The organism is Spirillospora sp. CA-108201 (genome assembly GCF_050936235.1).
GTDB lineage: Bacteria > Actinomycetota > Actinomycetes > Streptosporangiales > Streptosporangiaceae > Spirillospora.
Genome location: NZ_JBNJNE010000001.1, coordinates 958,196 through 973,960, shown reverse-complemented (window position 1 = coordinate 973,960; position 15,765 = coordinate 958,196). Strand labels below are relative to the sequence as shown.

16 protein-coding genes are annotated in these 15,765 nt (G+C 74.6%); 7 read left to right on the top strand and 9 right to left on the bottom strand.

The features are described 5' to 3' along the window. Positions 1 to 130 precede the first annotated feature (130 nt). Positions 131 to 796: an MBL fold metallo-hydrolase gene (locus ACQEU6_RS04680; protein WP_499329353.1), complete on the top strand. Its 666-nt coding sequence runs from the start codon at positions 131 to 133 to the stop codon at positions 794 to 796. Between the two features lie 34 nt (positions 797 to 830). Continuing rightward, positions 831 to 1,472 carry an ATP-binding protein gene (locus tag ACQEU6_RS04675; RefSeq protein ID WP_499329352.1) on the top strand — a complete coding sequence of 214 codons (642 nt, stop codon included), beginning with the start codon at positions 831 to 833 and terminating at the stop codon, positions 1,470 to 1,472. Here ACQEU6_RS04675 and ACQEU6_RS04670 read toward each other — a convergent pair. Further along, complete coding sequence (locus ACQEU6_RS04670; RefSeq protein ID WP_499329351.1) at positions 1,465 to 1,803, bottom strand: hypothetical protein; 339 nt, start codon at positions 1,801 to 1,803, stop codon at positions 1,465 to 1,467. The two genes, ACQEU6_RS04675 and ACQEU6_RS04670, sit on opposite strands and share 8 nt — an antisense overlap. Positions 1,804 to 1,969: 166 nt before the next feature. Next, positions 1,970 to 2,704 carry a hypothetical protein gene (locus ACQEU6_RS04665; protein ID WP_499329350.1) on the bottom strand — a complete coding sequence of 245 codons (735 nt, stop codon included), beginning with the start codon at positions 2,702 to 2,704 and terminating at the stop codon, positions 1,970 to 1,972. A gap of 155 nt (positions 2,705 to 2,859) precedes the next feature. On the opposite strand from ACQEU6_RS04665, the gene ACQEU6_RS04660 reads away from it, so the two are divergent. The 3 genes from ACQEU6_RS04660 to ACQEU6_RS04650 are packed head-to-tail and all read left to right on the top strand — an operon-like array spanning position 2,860 to position 5,374. Beyond that, complete coding sequence (locus tag ACQEU6_RS04660; protein WP_499329349.1) at positions 2,860 to 3,945, top strand: S-(hydroxymethyl)mycothiol dehydrogenase; 1,086 nt, start codon at positions 2,860 to 2,862, stop codon at positions 3,943 to 3,945. Continuing rightward, a complete protein-coding gene (locus tag ACQEU6_RS04655; RefSeq protein WP_499329348.1) occupies positions 3,945 to 4,589 on the top strand; it encodes an MBL fold metallo-hydrolase in 645 nt (214 codons plus the stop codon). The genes ACQEU6_RS04660 and ACQEU6_RS04655 overlap by 1 nt, the downstream gene beginning before the upstream one ends. A 50-nt stretch (positions 4,590 to 4,639) precedes the next feature. Further along, positions 4,640 to 5,374 (top strand): hypothetical protein, encoded by a 735-nt coding sequence (locus ACQEU6_RS04650; protein ID WP_499329347.1) that lies wholly within the window; start codon positions 4,640 to 4,642, stop codon positions 5,372 to 5,374. 46 nt (positions 5,375 to 5,420) lie between these two features. Here ACQEU6_RS04650 and ACQEU6_RS04645 read toward each other — a convergent pair whose 3' ends face one another. Together ACQEU6_RS04645 and ACQEU6_RS04640 are read right to left on the bottom strand one after the other, a co-directional pair. Beyond that, a complete protein-coding gene (locus ACQEU6_RS04645) occupies positions 5,421 to 7,022 on the bottom strand; it encodes an adenylate/guanylate cyclase domain-containing protein (RefSeq protein WP_499329346.1) in 1,602 nt (533 codons plus the stop codon). 74 nt (positions 7,023 to 7,096) lie between these two features. Continuing rightward, on the bottom strand, positions 7,097 to 7,591 hold the full coding sequence (locus ACQEU6_RS04640) for a winged helix-turn-helix transcriptional regulator (protein WP_499329345.1): 495 nt from the start codon (positions 7,589 to 7,591) through the stop codon (positions 7,097 to 7,099). Between the two features lie 91 nt (positions 7,592 to 7,682). Here ACQEU6_RS04640 and ACQEU6_RS04635 point away from each other — a divergent pair, with 91 nt between their 5' ends. After that, positions 7,683 to 9,077 (top strand): MFS transporter, encoded by a 1,395-nt coding sequence (locus tag ACQEU6_RS04635; RefSeq protein ID WP_499329344.1) that lies wholly within the window; start codon positions 7,683 to 7,685, stop codon positions 9,075 to 9,077. A gap of 4 nt (positions 9,078 to 9,081) precedes the next feature. On the opposite strand, the gene ACQEU6_RS04630 is transcribed toward ACQEU6_RS04635, so the two are convergent. Genes ACQEU6_RS04630 through ACQEU6_RS04620 form a run of 3 tightly spaced genes read right to left on the bottom strand, consistent with a single transcriptional unit; the run spans position 9,082 to position 11,778 of the window. Further along, positions 9,082 to 10,479, bottom strand: a complete 1,398-nt coding sequence (locus ACQEU6_RS04630; protein ID WP_499329343.1) for a VWA domain-containing protein — start codon at positions 10,477 to 10,479, stop codon at positions 9,082 to 9,084. Position 10,480: 1 nt separating this feature from the next. Next, on the bottom strand, positions 10,481 to 11,350 hold the full coding sequence (locus ACQEU6_RS04625) for an AAA family ATPase (protein WP_499329342.1): 870 nt from the start codon (positions 11,348 to 11,350) through the stop codon (positions 10,481 to 10,483). Then, positions 11,347 to 11,778: a hypothetical protein gene (locus ACQEU6_RS04620; RefSeq protein ID WP_499329341.1), complete on the bottom strand. Its 432-nt coding sequence runs from the start codon at positions 11,776 to 11,778 to the stop codon at positions 11,347 to 11,349. Before ACQEU6_RS04620 ends, ACQEU6_RS04625 begins: the two co-directional genes overlap by 4 nt. Positions 11,779 to 11,906: 128 nt before the next feature. Here ACQEU6_RS04620 and ACQEU6_RS04615 point away from each other — a divergent pair, with 128 nt between their 5' ends. Further along, on the top strand, positions 11,907 to 12,248 hold the full coding sequence (locus tag ACQEU6_RS04615) for a hypothetical protein (RefSeq protein WP_499329340.1): 342 nt from the start codon (positions 11,907 to 11,909) through the stop codon (positions 12,246 to 12,248). A gap of 153 nt (positions 12,249 to 12,401) precedes the next feature. On the opposite strand, the gene ACQEU6_RS04610 is transcribed toward ACQEU6_RS04615, so the two are convergent. Beyond that, on the bottom strand, positions 12,402 to 14,612 hold the full coding sequence (locus tag ACQEU6_RS04610; protein ID WP_499329339.1) for an acyl-CoA dehydrogenase family protein: 2,211 nt from the start codon (positions 14,610 to 14,612) through the stop codon (positions 12,402 to 12,404). A 76-nt stretch (positions 14,613 to 14,688) separates the two neighbouring features. Continuing rightward, positions 14,689 to 15,693: a TerC family protein gene (locus ACQEU6_RS04605; protein WP_499329338.1), complete on the bottom strand. Its 1,005-nt coding sequence runs from the start codon at positions 15,691 to 15,693 to the stop codon at positions 14,689 to 14,691. Positions 15,694 to 15,765: the final 72 nt, after the last annotated feature.

Here is a 15,765-nt window from a genome sequence, read left to right as displayed (position 1 = left end):
GGAAAAGTCCGTCCGGCGGCGCACGGTTCGGCTGCGTCTGGTGACGCATTCCAGGCGCGCACCCGGGGTGCGGGTGATCGCGGGCGCCGATGATGGAAGATGGTCTTCGAACGATCGACGGGGAGGACGCATGACCTACACCGGCAACGTCGAGGCCGGAGGGCGTCCGGACGTCCGCGAGCTGCCCGGGCTGCGCGTCACGAAGGTGGCGGTCGGCCCGTACGACAACAACGCCTACCTGCTGCGGTGCACCGCGACCGGCGAGCAGCTGCTGATCGACGCGGCGAACGAGGCGCCCCGGCTGCTGGAGCTGATCGGCGACGGCCCCCTCGCGCGCATCGTCACGACGCACCGCCACGAGGACCACTGGATGGCGCTGAGCGAGGTGGCGCGGGCGACCGGCGCGCCGGTCGCCGCCCATCCGCGCGACGCCGGCCCCCTCCCCGAGCCGGTCGCCGAGCCCGTGGAGCAGGGCGACACCGTCGCGGTCGGGCAGGCGTCCCTCGACGTCATCCACCTGCGCGGCCACACGCCCGGCTCGATCGCGCTGCTCTACGACGCCGGCGGCGAGCTCGCCGACCGCCCGCACCTGTTCACCGGCGACAGCCTGTTCCCCGGCGGCGTCGGCAACACCTGGGGCGATCCGACGCGCTTCCGGCAGCTGCTCGCGGACGTGGAGGAGCGCGTCTTCGACCGCCTCCCCGACGCCACCTGGTTCTACCCGGGCCACGGCAAGGACTCGACGCTCGGCCGGGAGCGCCCCTCGCTCCCGGAATGGCGCGCACGCGGCTGGTGACACTTCCGGCCCGGGCCGGAACAAGTGGTGCGGGGTGTTCGTTGGCCCCAACACACTTCCGGCCCGAGACCAGGAGTCGACCATCCCCCAACCCCACGAGGCTGACCCGGGGCCCGCGCTGCGCTACCCGGCGGGTTCGCTGGTGCTGGTGGCCGGCCTGCCGGGCGCCGGCAAGAGCACGCTGCTCAACCGCCTGTACGGGCTGCGCGGCGACGAGACGTCCCCGGTGCGCGCCGGGGACGTCCGAGTGATCGACTCCCGCCAGTCCCGCAACTGGTGGGCGCGCTTCCTCGGACCGCTGCCCGTCCGGCTGCGCACCCCGATCGTCCAGAGCACCCACGTCTGGCGCATCGGCCGCGCGATCGTCGCCGGCCACGGCGTCGTCGCCCACACGCGCGGCACCTGGCCGCACATCCTGCACCTCTTCGCCTGGCTGGCCCGGCGCCGCGGCGGGCGGCTGCACCTGATCCTCATCGACGTCGCGCCGGAGACCGCCCGCGCAGGCCAGTACGCGCGCGGCCGCGTCGTCACCGCCACCCTGTGGGCCCGCCACTGCCGCCGCTGGCGCCCCCTGATCACCCGCGCCCGCAGCGGCGGCCCCCTGCCGCCCGCCGCCGGCGTCACCGTCCTCGACCGCGACGCCGCCGACAAGCTGGAGGCCATCCACTTCAGCTGAGCCCGCCGAACCAGCGCACGATCCGGGCGGTGCCCGCGAGGTTGGAGCCGAGGTGGCGGGAGCCGCCGTAGAGCCGGTCGCCCACCTCGACGACGGGCACGGCGGCTCCGCGCCCCCGGAACGCCGCGGCGCAGTGGTCGGTGTTGGCGGTGACGGCCTGCTCGTCCCCGGCCATCGTGTAGAGGCGGACCGGGACGCGCGGGGTCCAGGCCGTGCAGACCTCCGCGTCCACGCGCGGGGCCTCGGCGAACGTGCCGGACGGATGGCGCAGCACCTCGAAGCCGCGGGGGGTGAGGAGTTCGTCCAGCGTGTCCGGGAGGCCGTCGAGCATGACGGGGCCGGGCGTCGTCCCGTCGAAGTACTTCTCGACGCGGTCGGCGTAGGGCTCGCGGAACAGCTCCGATGGGGACTCGTAGACGCCCCCGTGGACGCGGTTCCAGGAGGTGTGAGCAGGTACGTGGTGTAGGCGACGGACATCTTCGGACTGACGTCACCGTTCAGCAGGGCGGGCAGCTCCGCGCCCCGGAAGTCGTAGGCGCCGCTGATCGGGGCCACCGCGCGGACCTGGAAGTGCGGGTCGGCGCCGTCCTGGAGCCCCCGTGCCAGGCCGAGGGCGGACGAGGCGCCCTGCGAGAAGCCGGTGACGAAGACCCGGCCGTCCAGGACGCGGCGAAGTGCCGGGCCGCGCGGAGCATGCCGAGGGACGCGCTCGTCTCGGACGGCACGTCCTTCCAGGGATGGACGCCGGGCCCCAGGCCGAGGCCGAGGTAGTCGGGCGCGACCGCCGCGAACCCGGCCGCGGCGTAGGTGACGGCCGCGCCGGGCCCCCAGACGCCGTCGGCCGTCGAAGGGGCGTCCGGCTTGTAGCTGGTCGTGCCGTGCGTGTAGGAGACCGTGGCGAGGCGCCGGTCCCGGCTGCGGGGCAGGACGGCCAGGCCGCTGGCGGTCGCCGCGCGGCCCCGGGCGTCGACCGTCCGGTAGACGAGCCGGTAGGTGTCCACGCCGTGGCGGACGGACGCGGTGTCGAAGTCCTCGGACGCCAGCCAGGCGCGGACCCGGTCGGCGGACATGGAGGCGAGGTGCGTCGCGGAGACCACCTGCCCGCGTGCGGCGCCCTGGCGGGCGGCGGCCGGTCGCTCGAACGGACCGGCGGACGCGGGGGCGGCGCCCGCCGCCGTGATCGCGGCGGCGGCCAGCATCCCGGCGGTGAGACGGGTCGTGATGCGTGTCATGGAGGCAGCCTCGTGCCCGGCGGCCCGGACCCGCATCGCGCGCAGGTGAACTCGCGTCCGCTCCCTGGGAGGGTCACGCGGCCGGACCGGCGGGGAAGGCGGGCGGGGCGTGGGTAGGGTCGGGGGGAGGTCGAGACGGACGAGAGGGCGGCAGCATGGCGCAGCAGGTACGCGGGGTCGTCGCACCCGGCAAGGGACAGCCGGTGCGGATCGAGACGATCGTCGTCCCGGACCCGGGGCCCGGCGAGGCGGTCGTCGACGTCCAGGCGTGCGGGGTCTGCCACACCGACCTGCACTACCGCGAGGGCGGGATCAACGACGAGTTCCCGTTCCTGCTCGGGCACGAGGCCGCCGGGGTCGTCGAGTCGGTGGGCGAGGGGGTGACCGAGGTGGCGCCCGGCGACTTCGTCGTCCTCAACTGGCGCGCGGTGTGCGGGCAGTGCCGCGCCTGCCTGCGCGGGCGCCCCTGGTACTGCTTCGACACCCACAACGCGGCGCAGAAGATGACCCTCGAGGACGGGACGGAGCTGTCGCCCGCGCTCGGCATCGGCGCGTTCGCCGACAAGACCCTCGTCGCGGCGGGGCAGTGCACCAGGGTCGACCCGGCGGCGCGGCCCGAGGTCGCCGGGCTGCTCGGCTGCGGGGTGATGGCGGGGCTCGGCGCGGCGATCAACACCGGCGGGGTCGGGCGCGGCGACTCGGTGGCGGTCATCGGCTGCGGCGGCGTCGGCGCGGCGGCCGTGCTCGGCGCCCGGCTGGCCGGGGCCGCCCGGATCATCGCGGTGGACCTGGACGAGCGCAAGCTCGCCACCGCGTCCTCCCTCGGCGCCACGCACACCGTGAACGGCGCGGACGAGGACGTCGTCGCGACGGTGCGGGAGCTGACCGGCGGGTTCGGCGCGGACGTCGTCATCGACGCGGTCGGCCGCCCCGAGACCTACGAGCAGGCCTTCTACGCCCGCGACCTCGCCGGGACGGTGGTCCTGGTCGGGGTGCCGACCCCGGAGATGAGGCTGGACCTGCCGCTGCTGGACGTGTTCGGGCGGGGCGGGTCGCTGAAGTCGTCCTGGTACGGCGACTGCCTGCCGTCCCGCGACTTCCCCATGCTCATCGACCTCTACCTCCAGGGCCGCCTGGACCTGGACGCGTTCGTCTCCGAGACGATCCAGCTGGACGGCGTCGAGGCCGCGTTCGAGAAGATGCACCGCGGCGACGTGCTGCGCTCGGTGGTGGTGCTCTGATGGCCGGCGGAACCGCGGGGCCGCGCGTCGACCACGTCGTCACCTCCGGGACGTTCTCGCTGGACGGCGGGACCTGGGAGGTCGACAACAACGTCTGGATCGTCGGGGACGACTCCGAGGCGATCGTCATCGACGCCGCGCACGACGCCGAGGCGATCGCGGCGGCGCTCGGCGGCCGCCGGCTGGTGGCGATCGTGTCCACGCACGGGCACGACGACCACATCGACGCGGCGCCCGACCTCAGGGCCCGGACGGGCGCGCCCGTCCTGCTGCACCCGGGCGACCTGATGCTGTGGAAGCAGCGGCACCCGGACACCTCGCCCGACGGCGAACTGTCCGACGGCCAGGTCATCACGGTCGCGGGAACGGACCTCACCGTCCTGCACACGCCCGGCCACAGCCCCGGCGCGGTGTGCCTGCACGCTCCCGCCCTGGCGACGGTCTTCTCCGGCGACACCCTGTTCAGCGGCGGACCCGGCGCGACCGGCCGGTCGTTCTCCGACTTCCCGACGATCATCGCCTCGATCCGGGAGCGCCTGCTGACGCTCCCGCCGGAGACGGCGGTCCGCACCGGGCACGGCGAGTCCACCACCGTCGGCGCGGAGGCGCCGCATCTCGAGGAATGGATAGCTCGCGGCCACTGACCGGGATAGTGTCCCCGGTGGCGGACAGCCGTCCAGGCCGGGAGGGTGCGATGCGGCGCAGGGCACCGCTGGGCCTCCTGCTGTGCGGGGCCCTTGCGGGCTGCGGACAGAGCGCGCGCGGCGCGGACGTGCCGCCGCCGACCGCGCCGCCCCCGTCGGCCCCCGCGCCCACCGCGAGCCCGCCTCCGACGGTCGGGGCCCCCGCGCCCGCGCCGAGCAGGCTCGCGCCTCTCGGACGGGTCGCGGGGTGGCGCATCACCACGTACTACACGGCGCTGGAAAGCCTCTACCACGGCGAGCCGAAAGCGGTGCGCGGCTGCGTCCGCTTCCACTGCTCGCACGGGACGACCCCGCTCGGCTCCTACCCGAAGGACTTCCTCAAGGTCGTCCAGACCGAGGGCAGCGGGCGCATCACCGCGGGGCCCGAGCGGGGCCGGTACCTGAACTGGTCGCACAGCGTCGGCTTCTGGCTGGACGACACCACCCGCGACTCGCGGGGGCGCCCGCTGCGGGCGTGGGCGTCGGCGGCGGCCGACAGGTCCGTCCTGGCGCGGGGTCAGCGGTTCGCGATCGTCGACTGCGGCGAGGAGGGCAACGGCCGCGCCGTCGACGACGAGGTGTGCGCGGCGTTCCGGAAGGCCCGCTGGACGGTCACCGACTTGTTCCGCCCCGGCTATGGAGGCGAGGACCACGCCGACGTCTACATCGGTGAGGAGAAAGGCTCGCGGCTGGCCGGATCGCCCTTCTACACGACCCTGAGCGGCGCCACCCTCGGGCCGTCCTGAGAGGCCCTGGAACGGGGCCGCGCCCAGGCTCTTCAGGCGCAGAGCATCAGGACGGGACGCGCTCGACCGGGAGCGGTGAGGCGAGCCGGGTCGGCTGCGTGCGGCCCCTCAGGGTGACCTCGCCGCCGAGCGCCCAGTGCGCCGCCTCGTCCGGGTCCGCCTCGGCGAGGAGCGAGCCCGCCGCCAGCACGCGCTCAGGGGTGGTCTTGGCCATGTCGGTGAGGCGGGCCGCCTCGTTCACCGGGTCGCCGATCACGGTGTACTCGAACCGCTCCTCGGCGCCGATGTGCCCGGCGACGGCCTCGCCCGCCGAGACGCCGACGGCGGCGCTCAGCGCCGGGACGTCCTCGCGCAGCCGGCGGGCCAGCTCGCGGGACGCGGCGAGCGCGCGGGCGGGCGCGCCGTCCAGCGCGAGCGGCGCCCCGAAGATCGCCAGCGCGGCGTCCCCCTCGAACTTGTTGATCCAGCCGCCGTGCGCGCCGACCACCTCGACGACCACGGCGAAGAACGCGTTCAGCAGCCGGACGACCTCGGTGGGCGGCCGGTCGGCCGCGAGCCGGGTGGAGCCGATGATGTCCACGAAGATCACCGCGACCTCGCGCAGCTCGCCGCCGAGGTCGATGCCGCGCTCGACCGCGACGCGCGCGACGTCCGCGCCGACCTGGCGGCCGAACAGGTCGCGCAGCCGCTCGTGCTCGCGCAGCCCGGCGGCCATGTGGTTGAACCCGGCCTGCAGCAGCCCGACCTCGCTGGCGTCGTAGACGGGCACCTCGACGTCCAGGTCGCCGCGCTCGATCCGGGCGAGGCCGAGCCGCACGGACTCGACGGGGTCGGCGATGGCGCGGGCGGCGCCGTAGGTGACGCCGAAGCCGACGGCCAGCGCGATGCCGCCGAGCGCGAGGACCGCGACGGCGAACTCCCGCACGGTGATCCTGGCGATGACGAACGACCCGATCGCGAGGGTGATCAGCCCGAGGATCGGGACGGCGGTACCGAGGCCCCAGGCCAGCACGGACCGGGCGACGACGCCGGGCAGCCCGGTCCGGCGCGGCATCTCGCTGCGCAGCGCGGTGGTCACCGCGCGCCGCAGCAGCCGCTCGGTCAGCAGGTAGACGACCGTGCAGGTGGTGAGGCCGCCGAGCAGGCTCGTCAGGCCGAGCTTGACGGCGAGCAGGCCGGAGAAGGGGGCGTTGATGACGACCCAGCCGACCGTCCCGATCCCCCACAGCGTCAGGTGCAGCGCCATCAGCCGCAGCGGACCGTACAGCAGCAGGGAGCGCTCGTGCCGGTCGGGCTCGTCGTGCCGCTCGACCATGCGCCGCACGCGGCGGAAGAACCGCTCGCCGAGGACGAGGCCGACCGGCACCGCGGCGGTGACGTAGAGGATGAAGACGATCAGGTTGACGAGCCGGAGCCGCTCGGACGCCTCGCCGACGGGGTCGGGCACGACGACGGCGAAGGCGAGCACGACCAGCGCGCCGCCGAGGTTCGCCAGCCCGGTGGCGATCCGCACCAGGACCCTGGCCCGGTGGGCGATCCGGGCCCGGGTGTCGTCCGGGTCGCCGTCGATCAGCCGCCACAGGGGGCCGAGCACGCTCCCCCGGCGGCGCCGGGCCCGGGGGGCGGGCTCGGCCCTTTCGGTCTTCATGAGCGTGGAGATTATCCGGTGCGAACCCCGCGGTCCCCACCGCCGGTGAGCGACCTCGCCGTGGGATCGCTCACTCAGGTGCGGATCGGGTCCAGCAGCCGGTGCGGGTTGCGCAGGAGCATGCTGACCGGGTCGGTGCGGCGGCGGACGCCGGGCCCGGCGTGGATCTCCAGCTCCTCCGGCGCGACATGCCGCCCGCACGCCGCGCACCGCCCGTCCGGGCCGATCTCGGTGCCGCAGGCGAGGTGGACGAAGACGCGGCACGGCTCGGCGGCCAGGTGGTCCTCCGCCCAGCGGGCGAGGGTGTGGACGACGGGCCACAGCTCCTTGCCCCTCGCCGTCAGCACGTAGTCGTGGCCGTCCTTGACGAGGACGCCGGCGTCGACCAGCGACTGGAGCCGCGCCGACAGCACCGCGCGGGGGATGTCCAGGTGGACGAGGAAGTCGCTGAACCGGCGGACGCCGTAGAAGGCGTCCCTCACGATCAGGAGCGTCCAGCGCTCCCCCACGACCTCCAATGCGCGGGCCAGCGAGCAGTCCTGCGCCGCGTAGTCCTTGCCGAGTGCCATGCCACCACAGTACCCGCCGGGGGGTTCATTGATTGAACTCACTCGTGCTACGGTCACCGGGTTGAGTTCGTTCAATGAACCTGGAGACCGCATGACGACTCTGGCGACCCCCCGCGCCGCGCCCAGCGCGCCGGGCACCGCCGCCGCGCTGACGCTGCCGGCCGCCGCCACCCTGCTGGCCCTGATGAACTACTGCGCCCCCGCGGCGACGCTGGCCGACACGGCGCGCGGGCTGCGCGCCGGGCCGACCGCGCAGATCTGGCTGATGAGCTCGATCAGCCTCGGTCTCGCGGCGGCGCTGCTGGCCGCCGGCAGCCTCGCCGACGACCACGGCCGCCGGCGCATGTTCGTGATCGGCGCGGCGGCGCTCGCCGTCTCCAGCGTCGCGTGCGCGCTCGCACCCAACGCCGCGGTGTTCATCGCGGGCCGCGTCGCGCTGGGCGCGGCCAGCGCCGCCCTGCTGGTGACCGGGCTCGGCATCATCGGCGCCTCGTTCGCGCCCGGTCCGCGGCGGGCGCGGGCGACCGGCATGTGGGGCGCCATGGTCGGCCTCGGCATCGCCCTCGGCCCCGTCGCGGCGGCCGGCCTGACCTCGGCCGGCGGCTGGCGGCTCTGGTACTGGGTCACCGTCGCCGCGTCCGCCGCGCTCGCCGTGGGAGCCTCCCGCGCGCTCGCCGAGTCGCGGGCCGAGCACCCGCGCGGCGTGGACGTGCCGGGCCTGGCCACCATGAGCCTCGGCGTGGCGGCCCTGGTGGCCGCGATCACCTGGGGCCGCACCGGCTGGACGGCCCCGGGCGTCCTGGCGCTGTTCGCCGCCGCGGCGATCCTGCTCGCCGCGTTCGTGCTCGTCGAGTCGCGGCGGCGGGATCCGATGGTCGACCCGGCGCTGTTCCGCCGGCCGGCGTTCCTGCTGTCGGTGACCGGGGCGCTCGTCACCGGGCTCGCCGTGATCGGCGTCATGACCTACCTGGCGACGATGATGATCCTGGTGATGGGCCTGTCCCCGATCGCGGCCGCGCTGGTGCTGGCGATCTGGTCCGGGCTGTCGTTCGTCGTCGCCCTGCAGGCGCACCGCCTCCCGTCGCGGCTGCCCGTCCGGCGCCTGCTGGCCGCCGGGTTCGCGCTCGCCGGCGTCAGCGAGCTCGCGCTGGCGGTCCTGGCCCCGGACGCGCACTGGTGGCGGCTCGCCCCGGGCCTCGCCGCCGCCGGCGTCGCGAGCGGCCTGACCAACGCGATGCTCGCCCGGCTGGCCGTGGAGAGCGTGCCCGCCGACCGCGCGAGCATGGGAGCCGGCGCCAACAACACCGCCCGCTACATCGGGGCGTCGCTGGGCGTGGCGATCGTCGGGACCGTCGCGACGGGGTCCGGGCACGACCCGGCCTCGCTCGCGCACGGCACGAACGTCGCGATGGCCGTCTCGGGCGTCGCCGCCCTCGCCTACGCCGTCCTGGCCCTGGTGATCCGGGAGCGTTCCCGGGCCTCCTGAGGCCCTAGGCGAGCTCCTCGACGAAGGCGGCCAGCTGGGTCAGGTTCCGGCACTCGTACATGGGGATCAGCTCGCCGTAGCGGGACGCGGCGGAGTCGCCGGTGTCCCACTGGGCGCGCGGCTCGGGATTGAGCCAGTACGCGTGCCGGGCCCGGCCGGCCATCGACCGCACGACCGGCAGGGACAGCTCCCCGTAGTTGGACCGGGCGTCGCCGAGGACCAGGAGGGACGTCTTCGGGGTGACGGCGTCGCGGTACCTGTCGTCGAACACCTTGAAGGCGTGGCCGTAGTTGGACCGGCCCGTGATCCACACGAGGTCGGCCTCGGCGGCGAGGCGGGTCATCGCGGCGGTGACGTCCGCGCCCGGCGCGAAGTACTTGGTGATCTCGTCGGTGGCGTCGATGAACGCGAACGCGCGGACCTTGCTGAACTGCTCCCGCAGCGCGAAGGTCAGCAGCAGCGTGAAGTGGGCGAACGCCGACACCGAGTCGCTGGCGTCGCACAGCACCACCAGTTCGGGCCGGTGCGGGCGCCGCGGCCGGTGGTGGGTGGTGAGCGGCACTCCCCCGCTGGCCAGGGAGGCGCGGACCGTCCGGCGGAAGTCGAGCCGGCCCCGCCGCCCGCGCCGCTGCTTCTGCACGAGGCGCGACGCCAGCCTGCGCGCCAGCGGATACACCTCGCGCCGCAGCGCCTCCATCTCGGCGCGGGTCGCGCCGGCGAAGTCGAGCCGTTCCAGCGGGGGGCGCACGACGATGCGGGCGGTCCGCTCGACGCCGGTGTCCTCGGCGATGCGGCGCCGCACCTCGCCCGCGACGAGGCCGGAGAACCGGGCGATCCGGTCGCGGAACGTCCGGCGCGCGACGCGCTCGGCCATGCCGCCCCGCTCCTGCCCGGCCAGCACCGACTCCAGCAGCCGCGCCATCAGCGTCTCCGGGGACAGCGCGCTCAGCACCCCCGAGGAGAACCACGACTCCTGCCCCGGCGTCCGGCCGTACTCGGCGACGGCCAGCCGGGCGAACCGGCGCAGCGCGGCGTCGTCCCCGGACAGCAGCAGGCCGGCGAGCTCGTCCCGGCGCCGCTGCACCTGGGGGTCGAGCGCCGCCGGGACGGGGCGCCCGTCGTCGTCGACCGTCCTCGCCGGGCGCTCAGGGTCGCGCACCGCTCCCGCGCCGTCCCCGACGGCCGCCGGGAACCACAGGTCGAAGAGCGTGTCGAACGTGGCACGGTGCTGGGGCCGCTTGACGACCGTCGCGGCGTAGGCGGCCCGCAGCGACTCGCGGTCGAGGAGGTCGACGGCCCGCACGGCGCGCACCGCGTCCAGCCCCTCCGCGACCGACACCGCGAGCCCCGCCCGGCGCAGCGCCGCGACGAACCCGGTGTGCCGGTCGACGAGTGAGCCCATGTCAGCCGCTCAGCCCGAGTTCCTTGGCGGCGCGCTCCTGGTCGGAGACGTGCTTGAGGACGACGCCGAGCGTCCGGCCCACGGCGGCCTCGTCCAGGTCGTCCAGGCCGAGCGCCAGCAGGGTGCGCGCCCAGTCGACGGTCTCCGCGATCGACGGCGCCTTCTTGATCTCCAGGTCGCGCAGCGTGCCGACGGTGCGGACGAGCTGCTCGGCCAGCTCGGCCTCGATGCCCGGCACCTGCGCGAGCACGATGTCGCGCTCCCGCTCGGGCGCCGGGTAGTCCAGGTGCAGGTAGAGGCAGCGGCGCTTGAGCGCCTCCGACAGCTCCCGCGCCGCGTTCGAGGTGATCAGGACGAAGGGGCGGCGGACCGCCGCGACCGTCCCGAGCTCGGGGATCGTCACCTGGAAGTCCGACAGGACCTCCAGCAGCATGCCCTCCACCTCGACGTCGGCCTTGTCCGCCTCGTCGATGAGCAGGACGGTCGGGTCGCTGCGGCGGATCGCCGCCAGCAGCGGCCGCTCCAGCAGGAACTCCTCGGAGAAGATGTCGTCGTGGGTCTCCTGCCAGGCGCGGTCGGCGCGCGCGGCCTGGATCGCGAGGAGCTGCTTCTTGTAGTTGAACTCGTAGAGCGCGCGAGCCTCGTCCAGGCCCTCGTAGCACTGCAGCCGGATCAGCTCCGCGCCTGTCGCCGCCGCCACGGCCTTCGCGAGCTCCGTCTTGCCGACGCCCGCGGGGCCCTCCACCAGCAGCGGCTTGCCCAGCGCCTGGGCCAGGAACACCGTCGTGGCGATCGCGTCGTCGGCGAGGTAGCGGACGCCGGCGAGCCTGCGCCCGGCGTCGGCGGGTGAGGCGAACATCGGGTCGGTCATCCGTTGCCCTTCCGCACGGCGGCCTTCTTGTAGGTCTGGTTGGTCCCGGCGAACACGAGAGACGCCTTGTCCCCGCCCAGGGTGACGCCCCAGTAGGACGCGGCCTTGGGGTCGCCGCCGTTCCACGAGAAGCGGTACTTGCCGCCGCCTTCGGGGATGGCCGACCCGCTCCACAGCTTCTGCCGGCCCCGCACCCACACGCCGCTGCCGTCGGCCTCGAACCGGAAGTAGTCCTTGGCCGCGCCGACCCAGCGCCCCACCAGCGGCCTGACGTCGGCGGGCCGCACCGCCGGAAGCGGCGCCGGCGTGGTGGGCGGCGCGGACGGCGCCGCGTCCGCGGCCTCCTTCCCGCCGCCGCAGCCCGCGAGGGCCAGCCCGGCCGCGACGGCGAAGGCGGCGAGGGCGGTCGAACGGGCCCGCACTGTCACGGAGACCTCCGGATTCGGTGGGACAGGAGCGGAATCCTACCCGCGGGTCCGCTCACACCTGAGGGGTAGCCGCCACATGGCCCCGGGGGGTGACGCGGGCGCCGGCCCCGCCCGCCTATAACGGTGTCATGACGACCCCACGACTGCCGCGCGAGGACCTCACGGCGGCCATGGCGGCCCGGCGCGAACTGGGGCCCGACTATGACGACGCCTTCATCGAGACGGTCGTCGACCGTCTCGAGGAGACCCTCGACGCCCGCGCCGCCGCGCCGCGCCCACGCCGCCGCGCCCCGGCGCCCGAGCCCCGCCACGGCGGCGGCGACCACAGCCTGGTCCTGGCGATACTGTCGCTGCTCGCCGCGATCCCGCTGAGCGCGATCGGCGTCGTGAACGCCGGCCTCCCCGGCCTCCTCATCGCCCTGGCCGGCGTCGTCCTCGTCAACTTCACCTACACCTTCCGGCCGCGTTGACCCAGGGGGGCGACCCGCTGGAACCCCCGTTGCGACGGGCAGGCGCGTTGCGCTCGCTGCACGCGCTCCACGCGCCTGCCCGTGACCGGGAGTCAGGTTCGAACCTGAGAGTCGGGTTCGTACCTGCGGTTGGGGCTTGTGCCCGCTTGGGGGCTACTTGCCTGGTTCGGGGTCTCTGGGGAGGCCGAGGATGCGTTCGCCGATGATGTTGAGCTGCACCTCGGTGGTGCCGCCGTAGATGGTCATCGCGCGGCTGAACAGCATGGCGCGCCCGACGATGCCGCTCTCGGCCATCGGGACCTCGGTGGCCGCGGCCGCGCCCTGCGCCGCCCAGCAGTGGTCGGCGACGTCCTGGTTGAACTGGACGCCGAGCAGCTTGCGGACGCTGGCCTCCGCGCCCGGCTCCACGCCGTTCAGCTGCTTGAGCGTGGTGCGCAGTCCGAGCAGGTCGATCGACTGGCCCTGGGCGACGAGCCTGCCGGCCTCCGCCGCCGCGACCGCGTCCAGGTCCCGGTCCGCGAAGAAGCGCAGCAGCTCGGGCACGCCCATGCCGAGGCCGCCGCCGGTCGACAGCGACACCCGCTCGTTGGACAGGGTGTTGCGGGCGACCTGCCAGCCCCGGTTCACCTCGCCCACCACGCGGTCGTCGGGGACGAAGACACCGTCCAGGAAGACCTCGTTGAACAGGGCGTCGCCGGTCAGCTCCCGCAGGGGGCGGACGTCCACGCCCTCGGACGCCATGTCCACGAGGAAGTAGGTGATGCCGTCGTGCTTGGCGGCGGCGGGGTCGGTACGGGCGACGCAGAAGCCCCACTGGGCGTGCTGGGCGAGCGACGTCCAGATCTTCTGGCCGGTGAGCCTCCAGCCGCCCTCGACCCGCTCGGCCTTCATCGACAGCGACGCCAGGTCCGAGCCGGCGCCCGGCTCGGAGAACAGCTGGCACCACACGATCTTCCCGCGCAGCGTCGGCCGCAGGAAGCGCTCCTTCTGCTCCTCCGTCCCGTAGCGCACGAGCGAGGGCACCAGCCAGGCGCCGATCCCGAGGTTCGGCGTCCTGACCTTGGCGGCCCTCAGCTCCTGCTGGATGAGGATCTGCTCGACCGGCCCGGCCTCGCGTCCCCAGGGGCGGGGGAAGTGCGGGACGGTCCAGCCCTCGTCGCCGAGGCGCTCGGCGAGCGCGTCCTTGTCCTCGACCGCGGCCAGCTCGGCGATCTCGGCGCGGATCCGCTCGCGCAGCGGCTGGGCGTCCTCGTCCAGCTCCAGCACGACCTCGCGGCGCCCGCCGTCCAGCGCGAGCGCGGCGACCTCGGCGGCCCAGCCCTTGGACGGGCCGAGCAGCGCCCGCAGCGTGAGAGCGCGGCGCAGGTAGACGTGGGCGTCGTGCTCCCAGGTGAAGCCGATGCCGCCGAGGATCTGGATGGCGTCGCGGGCGGTCTGCACCCCGGCGTCCACCGCGATGACGGCCGACACCGCGGCGGCGAAACGTGTCGTCGCCGCCCCGGCCTCGTCGGCGCGCTCGTCCAGGGCGCGGGCGGCGTCCCAGGCGGCGGCGCGGGCCTGCTCCAGGGCGATCAGGCTGCGGGCGGCCTTGTGCTTGACGCCCTGGAACTGCCCGATCGGCCGGCCGAACTGCTCGCGGACCTTGGCGTACTCGGCGGCGGTCGCGACCAGCCGGCCGGCGAGGCCCGCGGCCTCGGCGCCGAACAGCGCGGCGGCCAGGTCCCTGACCCGGCCGGTGGTGAGGCCGTCCAGGACGCGGTCGGCCGCCACGGCGGCGCCGGAGACCTCGACGGAGGCGACGCGCCGGACCCGGTCCAGGCTCGCGACCGGGGCGACGGCGAGGTCGGCGGCGTCCACCGCGACCCACTGCTCGCCGTCGTCGACGGCGACCGGGAGGACGAGCACGTCGGCGAGCGCCGCGCCGAGCACCGTGGCCGACGTGCCCGACACCACGAGCGAGTCGCCCTCGCGGCGGCCCGTCAGCTCGCCGTCCAGCGCGACGGCGGCCGTCCGCGACCCGTCGGCGAGGCCCGGGAGCAGCTCGGCGCGCAGCTTGGCGTTGCTGGAGGCGTCGATGACCGTGCTGGCGAGCACGGTCGGCAGGAACGGCCCGGGCGCGGCCGCGCGGCCCAGCTCCTCCAGCACGACCGCCAGTTCCAGCAGGCCGAAGCCCTGGCCGCCGTGCTCCTCGTCCAGGTGCAGGCCCAGCAGGCCCTGCTCGGCGAGGGCCGGCCAGAATCCGGGCCTGGTCTCCTCGTCCGCGTCCAGCGCGGCCCGGACGGCCGTCGCCGGAATGTTGCGCTCGGCGAAGCCGCGCACCGATTCGGCGAGCGCCTCATGCTCCTCGGTCAGCCCGATGGCCATGCGTCAACCCTCTCTCGACCCTTTTGACCGAGATTCTAGAACAGCATTCGGACGATGGGGGGACGCGGTCCCGCTCTCAGCCCTCGCGTGTCGCCGGGCTCTCCGCCTCGGCGGCGGGCTCGCCCTTCGGGAGCGGCTCGCGGGACGGCCTGGGGCCCGCGGCGAGGCTGGCGACCGCGGTGGCGGCCAGCGTCCCGGCGATCACGGCGAGGGACAGCCAGATCGGGATGTCCGGAGCCCACCCGGCGCCGTACTCGTGCAGCGCGTGCAGGATCAGCTTGACGCCGATGAACCCGAGGATGAACGCCAGCCCGTGCCCGAGGTAGACGAGCCGGTCGGCGAGGCCGCCGAGCAGGAAGTACAGCTGGACGAGGCCCATCAGCGCGAACGCGTTGGCGGTGAAGACCAGGTACGGCTCGGTCGTCAGCCCGAAGATCGCGGGGATGGAGTCCAGCGCGAACAGCACGTCGGTGGAGCCGATCGCGATCATGACGATGGCCATCGGGGTGACCAGCCGCCGCCCGCCCCGGCGGGTGAGGAACCGGCTGCCGTCGTACTCCTCCGACGTCGGGATGACGCGCTTGGCCCAGCGCAGCAGCGCGTTCTCCTTGAACTCGTCCTCGTCGTCGCCGCGGACCAGCCCGATCGCCGTCCAGATGAGGAACGCGCCGAAGAGGAAGAAGACCCAGGTGAAGGTCGCGATGGCGGCGGCGCCGACCGCGATGAACGCGCCGCGCAGCACCAGCGCGATCACGATGCCCGCCATCAGCACCGTGTGCTGGGCGTGCTTCGGCACGGCGAACCGGGCGAGGATCACCATGAACACGAAGAGGTTGTCGACGCTGAGGCTCTTCTCCATGACGAAGCCGCCGAAGTACTGCGCGGCGTGCTCACCGCCGGAGAACAACCAGACGCCGAGCCCGAACAGCGCGGCCAGGCCGATGTAGACCACCGACCAGAACGCCGCGCGGCGGGTGGTGAACTCCCGCGTGTCGTTGCGGTGGATCAGGAACAGGTCGGCGGCGATGATCGCAAGGATCGCCGCGATGGTGAGGCCCCAGACGAGAGGGGAGACCGACAACGTGAACACCTCCGGCGGACATGAGACGAGCGCCGGAGGTCTCTCCCGCCCTGTGATCGGTACGGGCCGCGG